At 53.7% G+C, this 21990-nt stretch carries 19 protein-coding genes and 1 other RNA gene; 11 read left to right on the forward strand and 9 right to left on the reverse strand.

Features of this window, described 5'->3' with window-relative positions:
• The first annotated feature begins 8 nt into the window (after positions 1–8).
• Positions 9–1103, forward strand: a complete 1095-nt coding sequence (gene recF, locus LG323_RS10295) for a DNA replication/repair protein RecF (RefSeq protein ID WP_404415727.1) — start codon at positions 9–11, stop codon at positions 1101–1103.
• Positions 1104–1152: 49 nt separating this feature from the next.
• Positions 1153–3570, forward strand: coding sequence for a DNA topoisomerase (ATP-hydrolyzing) subunit B (gene gyrB, locus LG323_RS10300; RefSeq protein ID WP_404415730.1), 2418 nt, complete (start codon positions 1153–1155; stop codon positions 3568–3570).
• 162 nt (positions 3571–3732) lie between these two features.
• Here gyrB and gmhB read toward each other — a convergent pair whose 3' ends face one another.
• The 5 genes from gmhB to LG323_RS10325 all read right to left on the reverse strand — a co-directional run bounded on the left by gmhB (position 3733) and on the right by LG323_RS10325 (position 9268).
• Positions 3733–4275 (reverse strand): D-glycero-beta-D-manno-heptose 1,7-bisphosphate 7-phosphatase, encoded by a 543-nt coding sequence (gene gmhB, locus LG323_RS10305; protein WP_404415733.1) that lies wholly within the window; start codon positions 4273–4275, stop codon positions 3733–3735.
• 48 nt (positions 4276–4323) lie between these two features.
• Entirely contained in the window at positions 4324–6390 is a 2067-nt protein-coding gene (glyS, locus tag LG323_RS10310; protein WP_404415736.1) for a glycine--tRNA ligase subunit beta, read from the reverse strand.
• A complete protein-coding gene (gene glyQ / locus LG323_RS10315) occupies positions 6390–7340 on the reverse strand; it encodes a glycine--tRNA ligase subunit alpha (RefSeq protein WP_404415739.1) in 951 nt (316 codons plus the stop codon). The genes glyS and glyQ overlap by 1 nt, the downstream gene beginning before the upstream one ends.
• A gap of 54 nt (positions 7341–7394) precedes the next feature.
• Complete coding sequence (locus LG323_RS10320) at positions 7395–8444, reverse strand: glycosyltransferase family 4 protein (RefSeq protein ID WP_404415742.1); 1050 nt, start codon at positions 8442–8444, stop codon at positions 7395–7397.
• 110 nt (positions 8445–8554) lie between these two features.
• The gene (locus tag LG323_RS10325; RefSeq protein ID WP_404415744.1) at positions 8555–9268 is read right to left on the reverse strand and encodes a 3-deoxy-D-manno-octulosonic acid kinase; all 714 of its coding nucleotides are present in this window, start codon (positions 9266–9268) and stop codon (positions 8555–8557) included.
• On the opposite strand from LG323_RS10325, the gene LG323_RS10330 reads away from it, so the two are divergent.
• From LG323_RS10330 to LG323_RS10345, 4 genes are all read left to right on the forward strand, one after another.
• On the forward strand, positions 9267–10373 hold the full coding sequence (locus LG323_RS10330) for a glycosyltransferase family 9 protein (RefSeq protein WP_404415747.1): 1107 nt from the start codon (positions 9267–9269) through the stop codon (positions 10371–10373). The genes LG323_RS10325 and LG323_RS10330 overlap by 2 nt on opposite strands.
• Positions 10370–11791, forward strand: coding sequence for a bifunctional D-glycero-beta-D-manno-heptose-7-phosphate kinase/D-glycero-beta-D-manno-heptose 1-phosphate adenylyltransferase HldE (hldE, locus tag LG323_RS10335; RefSeq protein WP_404415749.1), 1422 nt, complete (start codon positions 10370–10372; stop codon positions 11789–11791). The genes LG323_RS10330 and hldE overlap by 4 nt, the downstream gene beginning before the upstream one ends.
• Positions 11791–13047 (forward strand): lipid IV(A) 3-deoxy-D-manno-octulosonic acid transferase, encoded by a 1257-nt coding sequence (waaA, locus tag LG323_RS10340; protein WP_404415752.1) that lies wholly within the window; start codon positions 11791–11793, stop codon positions 13045–13047. The genes hldE and waaA overlap by 1 nt, the downstream gene beginning before the upstream one ends.
• Positions 13048–13135: 88 nt before the next feature.
• Positions 13136–13807, forward strand: a complete 672-nt coding sequence (locus tag LG323_RS10345) for a glutathione S-transferase (RefSeq protein WP_404415755.1) — start codon at positions 13136–13138, stop codon at positions 13805–13807.
• On the opposite strand, the gene rpiA is transcribed toward LG323_RS10345, so the two are convergent.
• Positions 13804–14481, reverse strand: coding sequence for a ribose-5-phosphate isomerase RpiA (gene rpiA, locus LG323_RS10350; RefSeq protein ID WP_404415758.1), 678 nt, complete (start codon positions 14479–14481; stop codon positions 13804–13806). The genes LG323_RS10345 and rpiA overlap by 4 nt on opposite strands.
• A 144-nt stretch (positions 14482–14625) precedes the next feature.
• Between rpiA and ilvA the strand changes: the two genes are divergently transcribed.
• Entirely contained in the window at positions 14626–16140 is a 1515-nt protein-coding gene (ilvA, locus tag LG323_RS10355; RefSeq protein ID WP_404415761.1) for a threonine ammonia-lyase, biosynthetic, read from the forward strand.
• Between the two features lie 177 nt (positions 16141–16317).
• On the opposite strand, the gene LG323_RS10360 is transcribed toward ilvA, so the two are convergent.
• From LG323_RS10360 to LG323_RS10370, 3 genes are all read right to left on the reverse strand, one after another.
• Positions 16318–16941: a 5-formyltetrahydrofolate cyclo-ligase gene (locus LG323_RS10360; protein ID WP_404415764.1), complete on the reverse strand. Its 624-nt coding sequence runs from the start codon at positions 16939–16941 to the stop codon at positions 16318–16320.
• Between the two features lie 12 nt (positions 16942–16953).
• Positions 16954–17135: non-coding RNA, 6S RNA (ssrS, locus tag LG323_RS10365), on the reverse strand.
• Positions 17136–17161: 26 nt separating this feature from the next.
• On the reverse strand, positions 17162–17479 hold the full coding sequence (locus tag LG323_RS10370) for a cell division protein ZapA (RefSeq protein WP_310695309.1): 318 nt from the start codon (positions 17477–17479) through the stop codon (positions 17162–17164).
• A gap of 135 nt (positions 17480–17614) precedes the next feature.
• On the opposite strand from LG323_RS10370, the gene LG323_RS10375 reads away from it, so the two are divergent.
• The 4 genes from LG323_RS10375 to LG323_RS10390 are packed head-to-tail and all read left to right on the forward strand — an operon-like array spanning position 17615 to position 21989.
• Positions 17615–18208: a UPF0149 family protein gene (locus LG323_RS10375; protein ID WP_310695308.1), complete on the forward strand. Its 594-nt coding sequence runs from the start codon at positions 17615–17617 to the stop codon at positions 18206–18208.
• Between the two features lie 11 nt (positions 18209–18219).
• On the forward strand, positions 18220–19542 hold the full coding sequence (gene pepP / locus LG323_RS10380) for a Xaa-Pro aminopeptidase (RefSeq protein WP_404415768.1): 1323 nt from the start codon (positions 18220–18222) through the stop codon (positions 19540–19542).
• Complete coding sequence (gene ubiH, locus LG323_RS10385) at positions 19526–20773, forward strand: 2-octaprenyl-6-methoxyphenyl hydroxylase (RefSeq protein WP_404415772.1); 1248 nt, start codon at positions 19526–19528, stop codon at positions 20771–20773. The genes pepP and ubiH overlap by 17 nt, the downstream gene beginning before the upstream one ends.
• 1 nt (position 20774) lies before the next feature.
• Complete coding sequence (locus LG323_RS10390) at positions 20775–21989, forward strand: UbiH/UbiF/VisC/COQ6 family ubiquinone biosynthesis hydroxylase (protein WP_404415775.1); 1215 nt, start codon at positions 20775–20777, stop codon at positions 21987–21989.
• Position 21990 lies beyond the last annotated feature (1 nt).

Below are 21990 nucleotides of genomic sequence, written 5' to 3' on the forward strand. Positions count from 1 at the left end.
ATTGATTTATGGCTATTCAGCGGCTGACGTTGCAAAATTTTCGCAATCTTGAAAAAGTGGATCTGCAACCAGCCGCCGGACTCAACCTGATCTATGGTGAAAACGGTAGTGGCAAAACCTCTTTGCTGGAAGCCATTTATCTCTTGAGTCTGGTGCGTTCCTTCCGCAGCAAGAAACTCAAGAATCTCATTTCACATACGGATACCCGTTTCACTGTCTTTGCTCAGTTGGTTGATGATGAAGGTCACCTGTTGCCTCTTGGCATTCAACGCGAGCAAAGCAGTGATGAGACAGAAATTCTTTTACGCGGCCAGCGCCCTGCCAGCATTGCTGAATTAACAGCCCACCTTCCAGTCCAGCTGATCAACCCGGATGCCTTTCGTTTGCTGGAAGGCGGCCCCAGAGAAAGACGCCAGTTTCTGGATTGGGGAGCGTTTCACGTGGAACCTCGGTTTATTTATGCCTGGCAGAGGTTCCAGAGAGCGCTCAAACAGCGCAACAGCCTGCTCAGGCATGCTAGAATAGATCCTTTGCAGCTGGAGCTCTGGGAGAAGGAGATAGCAGCTACAGGGGAGGAGGTGACCCTCTACAGGGAAACCTATCTGAAGCAGTTGAAACCCTTGTTTGTAAAGCTGCTCTCCAGACTCTCGAATATCGAAGGTTTTCGTCTGCATTTTCTGCGTGGCTGGGATAAAAACCTGCCTTTGCTGGATAATTTGCAATCCAGTCGCCAAAAAGATAGTGAACAGGGTTTCACCCAAACCGGGCCACAAAGAGCCGATTTGCGCGTGACAATTGATGGCAGATCGGCGATTGAAGTTTTGTCCAGAGGTCAGCAAAAGCTGGTGGTTTCTGCATTGAAACTGGCTCAGGGTGAACTTCTGGCTAGCAGTGGCAATAAGCGCTGTATTTATTTGATTGATGATTTACCTGCAGAATTGGATCGATATCATCGCGAGGTTTTCTGTCGTGTCCTGGAAGAACAGGACAGTCAGGTTTTTATAACCAGTGTTGATGAGGCCGCCCTGCAGGTTGCTTGGAAAGAACCGGAAAAAATTCTTTGGTTTCACGTGGAACAAGGGCAAATCAGCCTAAAAACCTGACGGGGCTAATTTTTAGCTGCAATGATCGGGTTCGAATGGGGAGTAGGTAATGAGCGAAAGTAATTCCTATAATTCATCCAGTATCAAGGTACTGAAAGGTCTGGATGCCGTACGCAAGCGCCCAGGCATGTATATAGGTGATACCGATGATGGGACCGGCTTGCACCACATGGTGTTTGAGCTGGTGGACAACTCAATTGATGAAGCCCTGGCCGGTTACTGCAGTGAGATCAAGGTTATTATTCACCCTGATGAATCAGTCAGCGTCACCGATGATGGCAGGGGTGTGCCGGTTGATATTCATGAAGAGGAAGGGGTGTCAGCCGCCGAAGTGATCATGACGGTGCTGCATGCTGGCGGTAAATTTGATGACAATACCTACAAGGTTTCCGGCGGTCTTCATGGTGTGGGTGTCTCCGTGGTTAATGCCCTGTCGGAAGAGCTGACATTGACCGTCTGGCGTAAAGGCCAGGTGCATGAACAGGTTTACCACCATGGGGTGCCAGATGGTCCCCTGGGCATCGTGGGTAAAACGGAAAAAAGCGGGACCCTGGTTCGCTTCAAGCCTTCAGCGGAAACCTTCAATAATATTGAATTCCACTTTGATATCCTTGCCAAACGCCTGCGCGAGCTTTCTTTCCTGAACTCAGGCGTGCGTATTGTCCTTCAGGATGAGCGCAATGCCCGGGAAGAAGTCTTTCACTATGAAGGTGGCTTGAAAGCCTTTGTGGATCACCTGAACACCAACAAAACCACTTTGGGCAAGACTTTTTACTTCTCGACCCAGCGTGAAGATGGCACGGGTGTGGAAGTGGCCATGCAGTGGAATGATGGTTTTTCAGAAAATATTTTCTGCTATACCAACAATATTCCCCAGCGTGATGGCGGGACTCATCTGGCCGGCTTTCGTGCTGCCCTGACCCGCATGCTCAACCAATACATTGAACACGAGGGTATTGCCAAAAAGGCCAAGGTCAGCACCACCGGCGATGATGCGCGGGAAGGTTTGACGGCTATCATTTCCGTCAAGGTGCCGGATCCCAAGTTTTCTTCCCAGACCAAAGACAAGCTGGTTTCCTCGGAAGTCAAAACAGCGGTTGAACAGGAAATGTCACGTTCTTTTGGGGAATACCTGCAGGAATTCCCGCAGGAAGCCAAGGCCATCGTCAACAAGATGATCGATGCTGCCCGTGCCCGCGAAGCAGCCCGCAAAGCCCGTGACATGACCCGGCGGAAAGGGGCTCTGGATATTGCCGGTTTGCCCGGTAAGCTGGCAGATTGCCAGGAAAAGGATCCGGCACTTTCTGAACTCTATCTGGTGGAGGGTGACTCTGCCGGTGGCTCGGCGAAGCAGGGCCGGGATCGCAAAACCCAGGCTATTTTGCCGCTGAAAGGTAAAATCCTGAATGTGGAAAAAGCCCGCTTTGACAAAATGCTCTCTTCAGCCGAAGTCGGAACTCTGATTACAGCCCTGGGCTGTGGCATCGGTCGTGAAGAATTCAATGCCGACAAGCTGCGCTATCATTCGATTATCATCATGACGGATGCCGATGTGGATGGCTCTCACATCCGCACCCTGCTGCTGACTTTCTTCTTTCGTCAGATGATGGAGTTGATTGAAAGAGGGCATGTGTTTATTGCCCAGCCACCTCTCTACAAGATCAAGCGTGGCAAGCAGGAACAATATCTGAAGGATGAAGCGGCCCTGGTTGAGCACCTGACCCAGAATGCCCTGGAAGGCGCTGCTCTTTATGTTAATCCGGAAGCACCTGCCCTGGCTGGTCCGGGCTTGCAGAAACTGGTGGAAGACTACCGGGGAGTGACCCATCGTATTGAACGGCTTTCCCAGATTTATCCGGAATTTGTTCTGGAACAGATGATTGATGCGCCCAGCTTGACTTTTGACGATCTGCAGAATGAAGCCCGTGTTCGCGACTGGATCACTGAATTGGAAGAGTTGGTGGTGAAAGCTGCCAGTGATACCACCCAGGTCAGAATGCGCATTGAAGTGGATCACGAGCGGGGCCTATTCCTGCCTGCAGCGGAAGTCATTGCTCACGGTGTGCCCAGTGAATACGTGTTTGGCATTGATTTCTTCAAGTCAGGTGATTACAAGGCCATGAGAAGCCTGGGTGAGCAGCTGGAAGGCTTGCTGGAAGAGGGGGCCTATGTTGCCAGGGGCGAGAAGAAAAAGCCCGTCAAGCGCTTTGTGGAAGCCCTAAACTGGTTGATGGCGGAAGCCAAGCGGGGTGTCAGCGTACAGCGCTACAAGGGGCTGGGGGAAATGAACCCGGATCAGCTTTGGGATACCACCATGAACCCTGAAACTCGCCGGATGCTGAGGGTGTCCATTGAGGATGCAGTTGCTGCGGACATGATGTTCAATACACTGATGGGCGATGAAGTGGAACCGCGCCGTCACTTTATTGAAAGTAATGCTTTGTCAGTGGCCAACCTCGACGTCTAATCAATGATTAACTACTGCGCTTGGTGATGCTGCGTTACTGGTGACCTACATGGATGTAGGAAGTGCAGAAATTCATCGGGATTGAATTCTGCCCTGACCTGCGCTCATGACGTTAATCACGTACAGATAACCCCTGGCTGCTCTTAAATGAGTAACCAGGGGTTAATCGGCAAGGAGCTGATCCGCCAGCTCTGCCAAATTCTCAACAATTCTTACACCTTCCAGACCTTCTCCGGCAGCCAGGGTTTTCTCACCCTTGCCAGTGCGGACCAGTACCGCCTGTTTGCAGCCTGCAGCCTGTCCGGCCTGAAGGTCGCGCAAGGAATCACCCACCATGATGGCTTCATCCAAATCCAGGTTTAATGCCCAGCTGATTTGCTGCAGTAAACCGGGCTTGGGTTTACGACAGTCACAGCCATCATCGGGGCCATGAGGACACCAGGCAATATGATGCAAATCGCCGCCAACAGCCTGAAGCTCATGTAAAAGCTTGCTGTGCATGGCATCCAGGTCGGCCTGGGTAAACTTGCCCCGGGCAAGTCCGGATTGATTGGTGGCAATAGCCAGAATCCAACCAGCCTTGTAGAGCCGGGCCAGGGCATCGATTGAGCCAGGTAGAGGAATGAACTCGTCGGCATTTTTAACGAAGGCATCCGAGTCCTGATTGATAACCCCGTCGCGATCCAGAATCAGTAGTTTGGTCATGGCAGAAAAAGCTTATAAAAAAGGGGAGCGACTGCTCCCCGGACAGGTTTAGTGTTGTAATTGGGCAATATCGGCCGTATGCAGGAACAGGGACTGCAGGGAAGCCAGCAAAGCCAGACGGTTGTTTCTGATCGCTTCATCCTCAGCCATCACCATGACCTGATCGAAGAAACGATCCACTGGCTCGCGCAGTTCTGCTAGTTTATTCAGGGCAGCCTGATAATCACCCTGAGCGTAGTGGGGCGCCACATCAATATCCTTGACGGCCAGCTGTTCAGCCAGATGAATTTCTGCAGGTTCGCTCAGCAGGGACTTGTTGATTTCCGGGGAAACCGGTGCGGACTGCTTGCTGAGAAGGTTGCTCACCCGCTTGTTGGCAGCCGCCAGAGCCTGGGCTTCGGGCAGTTTGTTGAAACTGGCCACAGCCTGAACCCGACGATCGAAATCATAAGGGTGGGTGACACCCCGGCTACGCACAGCCAGGAAGACGCCAGTGGCAATATCCTGAGCCTGATACCAGGCGCGAAAGCGATCCAGCATATAGCTGAGCAGCTCTGTTTCCACCTCAGTGGCCTTGGGAAGCTGTGCATGCTGAGCCAGGGCCAGTTGAATCAGTTCACGCAAATCCAGATCCAGCTTCTTGTTGACCAGAATATTGAGAACACCCAGGGTGGCACGGCGCAGGGCAAAAGGATCTTTAACCCCGGTGGGTTTCTGGCCGATACCAAAAATACCGGTGAGAGTATCCAGACGATCGGCCAGAGCCAGGCAAATCCCGGTGTGAGTTTCTGGTAATTGGTCACTGGCATGGCGTGGCAGGTAGTGTTCACGAATGGCCTGGCAAACTTCTGGATCTTCACCATCATTCAAGGCATAGGCTTCACCCATCAGCCCCTGAAGTTCGGGAAACTCCAGAACCATCTCGGTATTCAGATCACATTTGGCAAGCTGGGCCGCTCTTTGTACCTTGTCAGGTGTCGCCTGGATACGTTGGGCAATTTCTCCAGCCAGAGCCGTAACCCGGCGTGTCTTGTCAGCCAGGCTACCCAGCTGCTTTTGAAAAACCACCTTTTCCAGACCGGCACTGCGAGAGGACAAAGGAGTTTTCTTGTCCACTTCAAAAAAGAAAGCAGCATCACCCAGGCGGGGGCGAATCACCCGTTCATTACCCTGAATAATGGCGGAGGGGTCTCGGCTTTCAATATTGCTGATGGTAATAAACAGTGGCAGCAAGGCTCCCTTGTCATCGACCAGATGGAAGTATTTCTGGTGAGCCTTCATGGAAGAAATCAGGCAGGCATCGGGCACTTCCAGAAACCTTTCCTCAAAGCTGCCGGTCAGGGCAACCGGCCATTCCACCAGACCCGTCACCTCATCCAGGAGGTTGTCATCAATGACCGCTTGGCCTTTACGACTGGCCGCCTGAGCAAGGACTTGCTCACGAATCATTTCGCGGCGTTGGGAAAAGTCGGCAACCACTTTGGCTGCTTTCAGGGCCGGCAGATAATCATTGGGTTGCGACAGCTGGATGGCTTCAGGAGCATGAAAACGGTGACCATAGGTGATGCGGTCGCTTTGCAGTCCCAGAATTTCTGCGGGAACCACTTCCTGACCATGCAGTAAAACCAGCCAGTGTACCGGGCGGGAAAATTCAATGCGGCTGGAACCCCAACGCATACGCTTGGGTACAGGGAGGGAATGCACGGCCTGAGTCAGAATTTCCGGTAACAAGGCGGCAGTGGCCTGGCCGGGTTGGGTGCTGCGATAGATCAACCAGCTGCCCTTGTCGGTTTCCAGAGTTTCCAGCTGGTCAAGCTCTACACCGCAGGAGCGTGCAAAACCCTGCAAAGCCTTGGTGGGTTCCCCATCCTTGTAAGCGGCCTTGACCGCAGGCCCTTTACGTTCGATGGCCTGATCGGGTTGTTCGCTGGCCAGTGCCCTGACAAGAACAGCCAGGCGCCGGGGGGTGGCATAAACTTCAATATCCCCGAAAGGAATGCCTGCTTGTTTCAGACCTTCCTCCAGGGAGGCTTGCAGAGCTTGCGACAAGGGGTTCAGGAGTGTGGGGGGCAGTTCTTCACAACCCAGTTCAAACAGAAAATCAGCAGCTGACATCAGGCTTTCTCCTCTTCTGAAGCCAGTACTTCCTGGCGCAAGTGTTCAGGGGCCAGGGGGAAGCCCAGGGCTTTACGGGAATTGAAATAAGCCAGGGCCACTTCACGAGCCAGCGTCCGGACTCTCAGAATAAAACGCTGGCGTTCAGTGACGGAAATGGCGTGGCGGGCATCCAGCAGGTTGAAAGTATGTGAAGCCTTGAGAACCTGCTCATAGGCAGGCAGGGCCAATCCGGCTTCCAGCAGTTTGTTGCACTCTTTTTCACAGTGATCAAACCAGCCGAAAAGAGCTTCGACATCGGCGTGCTCAAAGTTATAGGCACTTTGTTCTTTTTCATTCTGCAGCCAGACATCACCATAGGTAACGGGTTCACCGCTGGGGTCCAGAGTCCAGACCAGGTCATAAACACTGTCCACACCCTGCAGGTACATGGCGATACGTTCCAGGCCATAGGTGATTTCCCCGGTTACTGGATAACACTCAATACCCCCGGCCTGCTGGAAATAGGTGAACTGGGTGACTTCCATACCATTCAGCCAGACTTCCCAACCCAGACCCCAGGCACCCAGGGTGGGTGACTCCCAGTTGTCTTCCACAAAACGGATATCATGCACCAGAGGATCAATGCCCAGGGCTTTCAAGGAACCCAGGTAGCGCTCCTGGATATCGGCGGGAGAGGGTTTCATCACCACCTGAAACTGGTAGTAGTGCTGCAGGCGATTGGGATTTTCCCCGTAACGGCCATCGGTGGGACGGCGGGAAGGCTGAACGTAAGCTGAGTTCCAGGTTTCCGGGCCCAGGGAGCGCAAGAAGGTGGCCGGGTGAAAAGTACCCGCCCCGACTTCCATATCCAGTGGCTGCAGGACGACACAGCCCTGATCGGCCCAGTATTGCTGCAGAGCCAGTATCAGGCCCTGGAAAGTTGCGACGTCTGGCGTAGACGGGTTCATGGTAGGCTGCCCTTGCGTTAAATGAATGGTCAACGAATGGGCAGGAATTATACCTTATCCTCTTTTGGCTTTCAGGTTCTTAATCAGGGCCTGATACACCGCCAGATGCTTGAGGGCAATTTTATCCGGGGTGACTTCCTTGAGCTCACGGTTGGCATCACGGGTCAGGCGGGTGCGCAGCTGGGTGGAGTTGTAGAGCACCTTGATCATTTCTTCCAGTGAGCTGATGTCGCCTTTTTTGAAGAGCAGGCCATTGCTGCGATGGCTGATCAATTCCGCAAAACCGGAAACCTTGCTGGCAATCACCGGTATATGAAAGCTCATGGCCTGAAGGATGCCTGTGCAGGAGTCGGCCCGGTTGGCCGGGTCAACAAACAGATTCATGATGGAAAAATAATCACCGGGATGCTTGGGTTCACCCACCCAGTCAATATTCTCGCGATCCTTGTATTTTTTCTTGAGGTGCTGATAATCCGGCCCTTCCCCAAGAATGACAAAAATCATGTTGGGAAAGTCAGCCTGCATCTGCTCGGCACATTTGATCAGGTGTTGCTGACCCCCGGCCTTTTGATCAATGCGCCCCCAATGACCGATGACAAAGCGACCCTGGTAGTGGCTGCGCAGTTCGGTCATTTTCATGGGGTTGGTGTCGAGTGTAATGGCGGCATCGGGAATGCGTTTGACAGGACTGTAAGCTTTTTCACGCATGGCCAGTTCGGCGGAATAGGAGGTTACCAGTACCGCCTGCACCTGTTTGAGCAGGCTGCTGGTCAACTGCTCTGTGGATTCGGCATCCGCCTGGTGCCAACTCAACATCCAGGGTGTTCCCCGAAGCTTGAGCTGCCAGCGTGCCCAGTTGGCTGCAGCCAGGTCGTGAGCATGTACCAGACCCGATCTGGGAACCTTGAAATGGCCATTGAAGCGACTGCGTACGGGAACCAGATGCAGGCTTCGCAGGTGGCTAAGTCGATTGTAGAGTACAGAACCGGCTTTGCAGACCACCTGTTGTTTTATTTTCTTTTCCGCCAGCGTACGGATCAGCAGTTCAACCTGCTGAGTCTGGGCATCATAGTGATCACTTAAGCAAACTTGTATCAAGCGCATGGGAGAGCCTTTCCTTTGCAGCTTTCAATGGACCAGTGGTCAGTTTGGCAGTAACTCACTTTAAATGCAGTGAAAAGAATAGGGTTTTTTGCAAAAAGGTGTTTCTGGCTTTACCCCGCCTGGTAGCCTTGCAGCAGCCAGGTTTGCCAGGCTGTTGCTTTTTGTTTGTCGAGTTTGACGAAAGCCCGGTGCAAACGAAACAGGTTGTCAGTGGCAATGCTCGTGTCGGGCTGTAAAAGCAGGCAGCGATCAAAATCAATCAGCCAGATTGCCAGGCTTTCGGGCTGGATCAGAATATTGCGGGGATTCAGATCGGTATGATTCAATCCCGCCTGATGAAAACGCTTGATGACTCTGGCCGCAGCTTGCAAAGCCTGTTTTTGCTGCTCTTCGGAGGCATCTGGCAGATAGTCGGCCAGTGGCAGTGCATCGGGAATCCGTGCGGTTATCAGATCAGCCCGGTAACCCAGTCCCAGGCGTTTTACTCCTGCAGCCAGGGGTTTGGGAACTGGCAGGCCCAGATCATAAAGCTGCTGGGTCAGGTGCATTTCCCGCCAGGCGCGACTGGCTTCCAGGCCTTGCCAGAGGTAAAGGTCCTTGATGAATTTACCCGGCAGGCCACCCCGGTGGTAATGCCGCCACACAGCTTCACCGGCCGGTGTTTTTAGAAAAACACTGGTGCCCCGACCCGGTGCGCCTCCCAGGACAGCTTTGTGTTCTTGCCAGTACTCCAGAGTGAACCAGCCTGCATGAATTTGTGGGATGTGTTCAGGGTCATATAGAATAAACTGCCCCTGATCTTCTACTTGCCGGAAACTTGCCATGTCATCTCAGTTTTCTAACCCATCCCAGCAACCCGTGCGGGATTTGTGTATTTTGCGCCTGTCTGCTCTGGGTGATGTCTGCAATCTGGTTCCCAGTGTCAGAGCGCTGCAGAAAGCCTACCCGGATATTCGGATCACCTGGGTTATTGGCAGCGCTGAGTATAGCCTATTGAAGGGCCTGGAAGGCGTGGAGTTTCTGGTTTACAACAAAAAGACCGGCCTGAAAGGCATGCGAGTACTGAGACAGAAACTGATGGCCGCACGCAAAGGCAAGCCTTTTGATGTTCTTCTGCATATGCAGGCTGCCTTGCGGGCCAGCGTCTTGTCGCGTTTTATTCCAGCTCAGCGACGCCTAGGTTTTGACAAGGCACGCGCCAAGGATTTTCAAAGCTGGTTTGTGAATGAGCAGATAGCAGCGCATCCCCATCAGCATGTTGGCGAAGGTTTTCTGGATTTTGTTCGTCACCTGGGCGTGGAGCCGGGTGAGCTGCAATGGAATATTCCCTTGTCAGACACGGACATAGAGGAAGCCGCCAAATGGCAGCCGGAACAACAGGAGTATCTGTTGCTCAGCCCCTGCTCCAGTAACCGCGCACGCAACTGGCGCAACTGGTCGAATGAGGGCTATGCCGCCCTGATCGACTATGCCAACGATAAATACGGACTCATGACCGTGATGACCGGGGGGAATACACCTCTGGAGTTGCAGACTTTTGCAGAGATCAATCAGCGGGTCAAAACACCCGTGGTCAATGCCGTGGGCCAGACGTCTTTGAAAACCCTGCTTGGTTTGATTAAAGATGCCCGCTTGGTGGTGGCACCTGATTCCGGGCCGATTCATATGGCCGTGGCTATGCAAACACCCCCACTGGGGCTTTATGCCACCTCCAACCCGGATCGAACCGGGCCCTGGCTGGGTCGAGAATACGTAGCCAATCGCTACCCGGAGGCTGTCCGCAAATTCCTCGGCAAGGAAGTCGAGGAGGTTGGCTGGGGTCAGAGAGTTCGGGATCCAGCCGCTCTGGATCTGATTACTCTGGATGAGGTAAAAGAACGCCTGGACAGGATCATGACCGATAACCCAAAGTTAGGAAATAATGAATGAAAATTAATCTGGCCGCTTTCGAACAAGCCAGGGTGCTGGTCGCCGGGGATGTCATGCTGGATCGCTACTGGCAGGGGGCAACTTCGCGTATTTCCCCGGAAGCCCCTGTGCCAGTGGTTCAGGTTCAGCAAACCGATGACCGACCTGGGGGCGCCGCGAATGTCGCCTTGAACCTGGTAAGCCTGGGGGCCTCTTCCAGTCTGGCGGGAATAGTCGGGCAGGATGAAAATGCCCGCCTGCTGGAAACCAAACTGCAACAATCCGGAGTTCAGACCCGCTTTCATCCTTCCAGCAAGCATCCCACCATCACCAAACTCAGGGTGATGAGTCGCAACCAGCAACTGATCCGTCTGGATTTTGAAGAGCAACTGGACACAGAAGCGGGCTTTACCCAGGCTTTTAAACAAGGCTTGGCGGAAACAGATTTGGTCATTTTATCCGATTACGCCAAGGGGACGCTTCAGGAAGTACAAAGCCTGATCCAGGAAGCCCGGAAGATGGGCAAAAAGGTACTCATTGATCCCAAGGGCAAGGATTTCAGTATTTACCGTCAGGCGACGCTGCTGACGCCCAACCTGGGTGAACTGGAAGCCGTGGTGGGCAGCTGTCAGGCCGAAGCCGATCTGGAACGCAAAGGTGAAGCTTTGCGTCAGGAACTGGAGCTGGAAGCCTTGCTGGTGACCCGCAGTGAAAAGGGCATGACCCTGTTACGGGCCGGGCATTCACCCCTGCATTTGCCCACTCGGGCCCAGGAAATTTTTGATGTCACGGGTGCCGGTGATACCGTGATTGCCGTACTGGGGCTGGCGCTGGCTTCCGGGCATGATTACCCCGAGGCCATGATGCTGGCCAACCTGGCCGCAGGTCTGGTGGTGGCCAAGCCGGGAACCGCCACCGTCAGTGTCGCGGAAATCTACACGGCCCTGCACAGTGAAAAGCTGATTGAATACGGCGTCCTTCCAGTAGCTACCCTGGTGGAAGCCGTGCAGGCAGCCCAGGCCAGAGGTGAAAAGGTGGTGATGACCAATGGTTGCTTTGATCTTTTGCATGCCGGTCATGTTGCCTATCTGGAAGAAGCCCGCAAGCTGGGTGACCGCCTGATCGTGGCTGTGAATTCCGATGCCTCGGTGAGTCGCCTGAAAGGAGCTGACCGCCCCATCAATCCTCTCGACCGGCGTATGCGAGTCCTGGCTGGTCTGCAAGCTGTGGATTGGGTGGTGCCTTTTGCAGAAGACACACCGGCTGAGTTGATTGCCCAGGTGGTACCTGACCTGCTGGTCAAGGGGGGTGACTATCAACCGGAAGAGATTGCCGGTGCCGAAACCGTGCTTAAGGCCGGTGGCGAGGTCAAGGTGCTCAATTTTGTGGATGGTGTTTCCACCACCGCCATCGTCAAATCCATTCTGGACAAACGCTGATGTCTGCCTGGCCACGCTATCTTTATTCAGGTCTTTTGGCCTTGTTGTCACCGTTGGCGAAAAAACGCCTGGAACGGGAGCGAGTCAATGAGCTTTCCGAGCGTCAGCGTGCCGGGCATATTTCTCCCAGCAAAAAAGAGGTTATCTGGGCGCACTGTGCCTCTGTAGGCGAGGTTCTGGCTGCCGAACCCCTGTTGAAACAACTACAGGACAGGCACCCTGACAAGCAGCTGGTGGTGACCACCATGACAGCCACAGGTGCTGCCCAGGTCAAACAAAGGCTGCCCGAAGCCAGACACTACCTGCTGCCCCTGGATTTACCCTGGAACAGTGATCGTTTTATCCACACCCTCAAGCCCAGACTGGCACTGATTTTTGAAACCGAAATCTGGCCCAACCTGATCCACAGCTGCAAGAAAATGCAGGTGCCGGTGATGATTGCCAATGGTCGCTTGTCGGAAAAGGCGTTTAAATCCTATCGCAAAATCCGACCTCTGGTGGCCGCAGCCCTGAGCGAGGTGGAGTTGATCGCTGCAAAATCGGATGCAGATGCCCAGCGTTTTATCCAGTTGGGTTTCCCTGCAGAACGCATGCAGGTGACGGGTAGCATCAAATACGACCTGCAACCTCCCGAAGACCTCCAGGATCAGGCGGATGTCTTGAGAAACACCTGGGGCCCCAGGCCGGTCTGGATTGCAGCCAGTACCCATGAAGGTGAAGACGGCCTCTTGCTGGAAGCCCATCAGAAGCTTCTGGAAACCAGCCCCGAGGCTTTGTTGCTGCTGGTGCCTCGCCACCCACAGCGTTTTGATGCCGTTGCCGAGCAGATCAAGGCAGAGGGTTTTTCTTTCAGTCGGCGCAGCCTGGAACAACCGGTGCATCGCCAGACCCAGGTTTATCTTTGCGATACGCTGGGAGAAATGCTGTTGTTTTATGCTACAGCCGATATTGCTTTTGTTGCTGGCAGTCTGGTGCCTATCGGTGGGCATAACCTGCTGGAACCAGCGGCTCTGAAGACCCCGATCATTACCGGGCCGCATCTGAAAAACTTTGCCGACATTGCCGAACTGCTCAGGCAGGCAGGGGGGCTGCGGGAAATTCAGGAATCCAGTGAGTTGCCGGATCAGCTCATGCAACTGTTTGAAAATCCGGCTCAGGGTCAGCAATTGACGCAGGCAGCTTTTGAGGTGGTCAAGGCCAATCGCGGGGCTTTGGCCAAACAGCTGCAGTTGGCGGAAACCTTTCTGAAGGATTAGCCGTCATCCAGACGGGTGCCCAGGAGTCCAACTTCTGCTAAGCTGAAGATTCAAACACTTGTTTGCCATCTTCCTTCAGGAGCTTCTAATGCTGACTTTGCACCATCTGGAAAAATCCCGTTCTCACCGTATTGTCTGGCTTCTGGAATTGCTGGAACTGGATTACACGATCAAAACCTATCAGCGTGATCCCAAAACTTTGCTGGCTCCGGCTGAACTCAAACAGGTGCATCCCTTGGGCAAGTCACCAATACTCAGCGATGATGAGCTGGTGGTGGCCGAATCCGGTGCCATTATTGAATACTTATTGCAACGCTATGGGCAAGGGCGTTTACAGCCTGCCGCAAAGGATATTCACAGCTGGGTGAATTATCGCTACTGGCTGCATTATGCCGAAGGCTCCTTGATGCCTTTACTCTTGATGAAACTGGTTTTCACGCAAATCCCCAAACAACCCATGCCGTTTTTTGTAAAACCGGTGGCCAAGGGAATCAGTGGCAAGGTCATGCAAAGATTGGTGGACCCCAACCTGACAACCCACCTGGCGTTCCTTGAGCAGCAATTAGAGGGTAAAACCTGGTTGCTGGGTGATTGGCTGAGTGCGGCCGATGTGCAGATGAGCTTCCCCATGCAGGCTCTGGCAGCACGTAGCGACTTGACGGAGTATCCACGAATTGCTGCTTATGTGCAGCGGATCGAAGAGGAACCGGCCTGGCAGAGAGTGGTCAGCAAGGCCGGGAAGCTGGAGCTGCCTGCTTAGACCTTTGCAGTCAGGCGTTTAACCCCGTCCTTGCAGCCCAGCAAAAGCACATCAGCAGGGCGCTGGGCAAAGATGCCATTACAGACAACACCGGCAATGTCATTGATTCTGGACTCCAGTTTTAAAGGATCATCGAGAAGGAAGTTGTAGCAGTCGATAATCCAGTTGCCATTGTCGGTTTTTACATTTTCCCGCCACTGGGGGTCGGCACCCAGCTTGACCAACTCCCGGCCCAGGTGGCTGCGTGCCATGGGCAGGACTTCCACGGGTAAAGGGAAATCACCCAGAACATCCACCAGCTTGCTTTCATCGGCAATGCAGATGAATTTTCTGCTGCAGGCAGCAACAATCTTTTCCCGGGTCAGAGCGGCACCGCCACCCTTGATCATCTGCAGGCGATTGTTGATTTCATCAGCACCATCAATGTAAACATCCAGAATACCGGAAGCATTGAGATCATAGACCGGAATACCGTGGGCTTTCAGGCGCTCAGCAGTGGCTTCGGAGCTGGCAACAGCACCATCAAAATCCATTTTCACCTTGGCCAGCTCATCAATAAAGTAATTGGCAGTGGAGCCAGTGCCCACACCGATAATACTGTCCTTATGCAGGTCATTGCGTATTTCTTCCAGGGCGGCCTTGGCTACAGCTTGTTTGAGTTCATCTTGGGTCATATTGAATCCAGGTATTTAGAGTGAGTCTTCATGAAGGTTTAAAGCAGTATAGCAATTTACAGCTGCGAACTACGACTGGACGATTTGACATCATCAGGCCACAATGTGCGGTTATTTCCCCAGGAATTGAGGCTGCACCCTATTATGCTTGAACACTACGTCAAGAAAATCCTACAGGCGCGGGTTTATGATGCCGCACTGGAAACACCCTTGTCTGAAGCTCGTTTTATGTCCAAACGCTTGAAAAACCAGATCTGGATCAAGCGTGAAGACCTTCAGCCCGTGTTTTCCTTCAAAATCCGTGGTGCCTTCAACAAGATGGCGCAGCTGACGCAGGAAGAAAAGGACAAGGGTGTTATCGCAGCTTCAGCGGGCAATCATGCCCAGGGGCTGGCCATGGCAGCCAAGCTGATGGGGGTCAAGGCGGTTATTGTCATGCCGCGCATTACCCCGGACATCAAGGTCCAGGCAGTCAGAGCCCGAGGCGGCAAAGTGATACTCAAAGGGGATGCTTTTGGAGAAGCCCTGGAGCATGCCCTGCAACTGGTTGAAGAAAAAGGTTACACCTATATTCCTCCTTACGATGACCCGGATGTAATTGCCGGTCAGGGCACCATCGGCATGGAAATTCTGCACCAGCATCCGGACCCCATTCACGCCATCTTTGTGCCTGTTGGGGGCGGCGGTCTGATTGCCGGGGTGGCGGCCTATGTGAAATACCTGCGCCCGGATATCAAGGTGATCGGGGTGGAAGCAGAGGATTCAGCCTGCTTGGATGCAGCCATGAAAAATGGTTATCGGGTCAAACTGGAACAGGTGGGTATTTTTGCCGAAGGGGTGGCTGTCGCCCAGATTGGTGAAGAGCCTTTCAAGGTGTGCAAGGACTATGTAGATGACGTCATTACCGTCACCACCGATGAAATCTGTGCTGCGGTCAAGGATATTTTCGAGGATACCCGGGCCGTGGCCGAACCTTCCGGTGCCCTTTCCCTGGCGGGTCTGAAAAAGTATGTGGAGGCTACGGGCGTCAGCGACTCTACCCTGATTTGTATCAACTCGGGAGCCAATACCAATTTTGACCGCTTGCAGCATATTGCCGAACGCACGGAACTGGGTGAAAAACGCGAAGCCATCCTGGCCGTGGGCATTCCCGAGCGTCCGGGAAGTTTCAAGAATTTCTGCAAAGTCATTGGCCGTCGGCGCATGGTCACGGAATTCAACTACCGCTTTTCCGACCCGGATCAGGCACAAATCTATGTGGGTGTTCAGGTCAAGCCGGATGACAATGACCGCGAAGAATTGATTCTGGCTCTTCAGGAAGCCGAGTATCCCGTTGTGGATCTCACGGACAATGAGCTGGCCAAGCTGCATATTCGCCACCTCGGCGGGGGTAGGACTTCCACGCAAACCAACGAGGAAATCTATCGCTTCGAGTTTCCCGAACGTCCCGGTGCTTTGCTCAATTTCCTGAATCACCTCGGACACGACTGGAATATTTCCCTGTTTCATTATCGCAATCATGGTGCCGCTTACGGCAGGGTTCTGGTTGGCTTCCAGGTGGCCCAGGAAAATCGCACCCAGGTGGAAGAGTATCTGGATAAAATCAGCTATCGTTACTGGCGGGAAACAGAAAATCCAGCTTATCGACTGTTTTTATGAATTGAAGAACTTGTTAAGGATCTTGAAAAGAGATAAATTTAATAGACCTTGAATTGATTAAGGCCTAACCAATTCACCAGGGGACGGTGAAAGGAGTTATACAATGAAAAAGAAACCTGATGTATTGGTCATACTGGTGCTTGTGTTTCTGGCGGGCCTGGTGATTACCAGCTTTATTTAATTTCTGCCCGTGGCAAGAAAACCCTCGGGGGTTGCGATACCGTTGAGGGGCACATCCCAGGCTGCTTGGGGTAAATCCACTACTTCCTGGCAGTTGTGTGCAAGACCGATCAGCAAAGGTCGCCTGGGGCGGCTTTTGCTGACATCAAAAGTACGATCATAAAAACCACCTCCCATACCCAGACGCCCTCCCTGCCTGTCAAAGCCCACCAGGGGCAAAAGAACCCGATCAACCGCCCAAGGCTGAATTTGCCGGGATCCGTCTAGACCGTAGCCTTTTAACCTGGGTTCCAGTATGCCGAAACGGTTTTTTACCAGCGGTGTCTGGCCGGGAATCCAGCGGACAAACCACAGAAGCCTGGGCTGGAAAGGATGCAAGACCGGTAGGTAGACTTTTTTATGCAAAGCTGCAGCCATTCTGGCCAAAGGCTCAGGGCTTAACTCGCCATCATTGGCCAGATAGACCACCAGGGTTTTTGCCTGAATAAACCAGGTTTGCTGGCGCAGTTGATGGGCCAGTTGCCAGGCAGCCTGTTGCTGCTGTGCTTTGGACAGTGAACGTCTTCTGGCACGCAATGTTTGGCGGAGTTGCTGACGCTCTTGTTGTGCAGGTGTTGGCATAGGCAGGAAGAGTAAAGCCCCAGAGTGCCGCTGTTGTCGTGGCCCTTGAACCCTAAAGTTCAAGGTGGAGGCAACCGGTCTACCGAAGGCTTTCCGCTGCATGGCGGACTTGCTCACGGGTAGAGCCAGGCGGCGTCCTGTTTATCAATCATAGGCTCGAGGACGTGAGCAACTGGCGTACACCCCAGGGTTGATTTCAGTTTAACAAAAAATGAAGGATTTATGGTAGTTTTCGTGACTCTTGCTGGCTATCCAGTTCTTCCAGTGCGGAGTCCAGCTTCTGGGTCAGGCGCGTGATCAGCACTTCATGGTTGTGATTTGTATCATCACGCTGGAGCATTTCGTTGGTAATATTGAGAGCAGCCATAATCGAAAGGCGTTCCATGCTGAGAATTTTACCGGCCCGGCGAATTTCCGACATTTTCTGGTTGAGATGGCGTGCCGCACGCAAGAGGTCGTCCTGCTCATGAGGTGGGCAGGCAATCAGGTATTTACGGTCTAACAAAGTTATTTCAGTGGTATTCTTGTCACTGCTCATGCGAACGGCTCCGAAGCCTGATAATGCAAGCCTGTACTATAGACCTGCACTTTTTAGCGGTCAATTGTAAAGATCGTTGGTAAGTGCTTACCTTTACATATAAAAGTTAACCAATATTAAATAGATGAGATATCCATGTCTTCCGATGTAGAAAACAATGCCGCCATCAGCTTTGAAACCCTGGCCAATTTCTGTCTCAAACACCGCTGCTTTCAATCGCCTTCCCTGTTTCATGGGGTTCTGACCGGTCAGCTGTGTGGTCAGGAGCGTCTGCCCAGGGAGCAGTGGCTGGCCCTTTTTGCGCAACTGCTGGGTGAGCAAACCCAACTGCAGGATGAAGACAGCAAACTGGCTTTGGAGTTACTGGACCAAACACTGGAACAACTGGGTGCCGGGCATCTGGAATTTGAACCCTTGTTGCCGGATGAGCTTTATGAGGTGGAGGAAAGGTTTGCCGGTCTGGTGAAATGGGTGCAGGGTTTTCTCAAGTCCCTCAAAGCCACCCAGATCAGCCATAAAGAATTGACCGCAGAAGCCAGGGAAGGTTTGCAGGATCTGGAAAAAATTGTCGAGATGGGTGATGCAACCCCGGCAGCAACAGAGGACAATGAAAAGGATCTGATCGAACTGACTGAGTTTGTGCGCCTCTTGGCAATGATGCTCTATCTGGAGCTGCATCCCGGTCAGCCCAAGGTTGAAAAGCCTCAGTCAGGTTCCACCCTGCATTAATGGGAGTCACTATGTCCTATCAGCCATTTCACCAGCGCCGCCAGGAACTTCTGGAACAGCTTCCCGACAAAGGCCTGGCCCTGATCCCGGCTGCCTCTGAAGTCACCCGCAGCCGCGATACCGAATACCCTTTTCACCAGGCCAGTGATTTCTGGTATCTCACCGGTTTTACCGAGCCGGATGGCTTGCTGGTTTTAATGAAGGGACGCAGTGAAGGTGAAAGCCTGATCTTTACTCTGCCCAAGGACCCAGCCATGGAAGTCTGGACCGGCATCCGTCTCGGGCAGGAAGAAGCCGTACCCAGGCTGGGAGTGGATCAGGCCTTTAGCCTGACAGAAGTCGATGAACAGCTGATTGAACTGATTGGTGAAGCCAGTGAAGTCTGGTTGCCGCTGGAAGACCTCAAGCTTTATCAGCGCTATCTGGGTTGGCGCCAGGGTGTCAGAAGCAAAAGAAAACGCTCCGCCACTCTGCCCGACAGGCTGGTGGATGTGGCAGCACAACTGGCTGAAATGCGCCTGATCAAATCTGCGGATGAAGTTGATCTGATGCGCCAAGCGGCGCAAATTTCCGCGGATGCCCACTGCCGGGCCATGAAGGCTTGCCGCCCCGGCATGTATGAATACCAGCTTCAGGCCGAACTGGAACACGAGTTTGCCTTTCAGGGTGCTGCGGCCCCGGCCTATGCCAGCATTGTTGGGGCCGGTGCCAATGCCTGCGTGCTGCACTACATTGCCAATCAAAGCCAAATGCAGAGCGGTGACCTGGTCTTGATTGATGCCGGAGCTGAATACCAGGGCTATGCTGGTGATATCACGCGTACCTTTCCGGTGAACGGGCAGTTTACCCCGCCCCAGAAACAGCTTTATGAGCTGGTGCTCAAGGCCAATCAGGAAGCCATTAAACTGACGTGCCCTGGCACCACCCTGGAAGCCATTCATCATGCGGTGTTACGCATCCTGACTCAGGGTTTGCTGGATTTGGGGATTCTTTCTGGAGACCTGGAACAGCTCATCGAAGATGGGGCCTTCAAACCCTATTTTATGCATGGCACCAGTCACTGGCTGGGTCTGGATGTGCATGATGTCGGTTGCTATCGGCTGCATGGAGAAGCCCGACCCCTAAAGCCGGGCATGGTGCTGACGATTGAGCCCGGCCTTTATTTTGCGCCGGATCGTGACGAGGTGGACCCCAGTTGGCGGGGTATCGGTATCCGCATTGAAGATGATGTCCTGGTGACCCCGGAGGGCTGTGAGGTATTCAGCCGGGGGGTGCCGAAAACCGTGGCTGAGCTGGAAGCCCTGATGGGAGACGAGGATGCAGCAAACACTTGAAACCGATATTGCCATTGTCGGAGGGGGGCTGGTGGGAGCCAGTCTGGCTCTGGCCCTGCAGCCTCTGGTGAAGCGTGAAGGCTTGAAAATCACCCTGCTGGAAAGCCATCCGCCTTCGGAGCAGCAACCGGATGTGCAATGGCAGCCCAGTTTTGATGCCCGCTCCTCGGCTCTTTCCTGGGGCACTCGCTTGATTTACGAGCAACTGGGTTTATGGGAAAACCTCAAGGCTCATGCGTACCCGATCAAACATATTCATGTTTCCGATCGTGGTTACCTGGGTTCAACCCAGCTGAATCATCAGGAACAGCAGGTCGAAGCCCTGGGCTATGTGGTGCCCAATGCCTGGCTGGGACGTACTCTCTGGGAAGGGCTTCAGCAGGCAGGCTCGGATTCGGTTAACGTTTTGGCTCCGGCCCAGATAGAACGCCTGAGTTTTCCACAGCCCGAGGCGGCGGAGCTGACCGGTCAGCTGGACGGCCAGGCCATCAAACTCAAAGCCCGGCTGGTGGTGCTGGCTGATGGTGGCCGTTCGGGCTTGAAAAAACAGCTGGGTATTGCCGATGACGAGCATGACTACCAGCAGACGGCTCTGGTGGCCAATGTCCGCATGTCCCGCCCACACCAGGGCTGGGCTTATGAGCGGTTTGCCGAAGATGGTCCCATGGCTTTGTTGCCCCTGCAGGGTCGGGATATGGCACTGGTCTGGACACGACCGGGGAGTGAGGCCCAGGCTCTGGTGGAATTGCCGGAAGCTGAATTTATCCAGGCCATCCAGAAAAGTTTTGGCAATCGCGCCGGGCGCTTTGAACAGGTGGGTGAACGTTTTGCCTATCCGCTGAAAAAGATCAGAGCCAAAGAGCAGGTTCGACGTAATCTGGTGGTATTGGGCAATGCCGCGCATTATCTGCACCCGGTTGCCGGCCAGGGTTATAACCTGGCCATCCGTGGCGTGACCAGCCTGGCCGATAGCCTGTTGAATTCAGCTCTTCAAGCCCGCAATCAGGGGCAAGCCTTTCATCCTGGGGAGCTACCGGCTTTGCAGGCCTGGCAGGCACAGCGTATGCCGGATCAGGATGCAATCGTGGGTTTCAGTCATACTTTGATCCATCTGTTTGCCAACAACCTGCCACTGCTGGGGCATGCCCGGGCTGCTGGCTTGATCGGTTTGAATCTCTTCTCTCCAGCCCGACGTTGGCTGGTCAAAAAAGCCATGGGACTGGAGGTTTGATATGCAACAATTTGATCTGGTGATAGTCGGTGGTGGTATGACCGGCCTGGCCCTGGCTGCCGGTCTGGCTGACACGCCTTTGCAGATAGCCATTATAGAAGCAGCTGAGCAGCCACCTGCCTGGCAGCCGGAAAAGATGGAAATCCGAGTCAGTGCTCTTTCTGAAGCCAGCAAGCAGTTACTGGACAAGCTGGGTGCCTGGGAAGAGATGCTGAAGTTAAGGGTCAACCCTTATCAGGGCATGGTGGTCTGGGACAGTGAAGGCACCGCCGAAGTGGCTTTCAATGCCCGCGAGGCGGGCGTCAAAGACCTGGGTTATCTGGTGGAAAACTCGGTGACCCAGCTGGGCTTGCTGGAAGCGGTGAAGCAACAGGCCAACCTTCACTGGTTTCGGGGCGTTAAACCTGTTGCCATGAGTGAGCCGGTGGATGGCACAGGACAGCGGGAGCTGACCCTCAGTGACGGTGAAAAGCTGCAGGCCGGGCTGGTGGTGGCTGCCGATGGGGCTCATTCCTGGCTGCGTCAGCAGGGCGACTTTGCCACCCGTGAATGGGATTACAACCACCATGCCCTGGTCACCAGTGTGCGTATGGAAAACTCCCATGAAAATGCCGCCTGGCAGCGTTTTCATGCTTCCGGCCCGCTGGCCTTTTTACCCCTGAACCGGGACGGTGATGACCACTGGTGCTCGATTGTCTGGTCCACCAGCCCTGAACAGGCTGCAGAATTACTGGCCCTGGATGAAGAAACCTTCAATCAGCGCCTGACTTCGGCTTTTGAAGGTCGCCTGGGTAAAGTCCTGGTCAGTGAAGAGCGTGGGGTTTATCCGCTGCGTCAGCGCCATGCCGTGGATTATGTCAAACCCGGTCTGGCTTTGATGGGTGATGCGGCTCACACCATTCATCCTCTGGCCGGGCAGGGGGTCAATCTGGGTTTTCTGGATGTGGCGACCTTAACCCAGGTTATCCACCAGGCAGCCCAAAAGCGACAGCCTCTTGGTAGTCTGTCGGTGCTGAAAGCCTATCAGCACAAGCGCAAGCCGGATAACCTGGCCATGATGGCCCTGATGGAAAGCTTCAAGCGCCTGTTTGCCACCCGCGCCCTGCCGGTTTTGTTGTTGCGCAATCTGGGCATGAAAATGGTGAACTCCCAGCCCTGGGTCAAACGCCAACTGATTGCCCAGGCGCTGGGGGTGAGAGTTCTGGCTAAACCCTGAA

The sequence above is a fragment of the Marinospirillum sp. genome, from assembly GCF_044810985.1.
In the GTDB taxonomy this organism is placed as follows: domain Bacteria; phylum Pseudomonadota; class Gammaproteobacteria; order Pseudomonadales; family Halomonadaceae; genus Marinospirillum.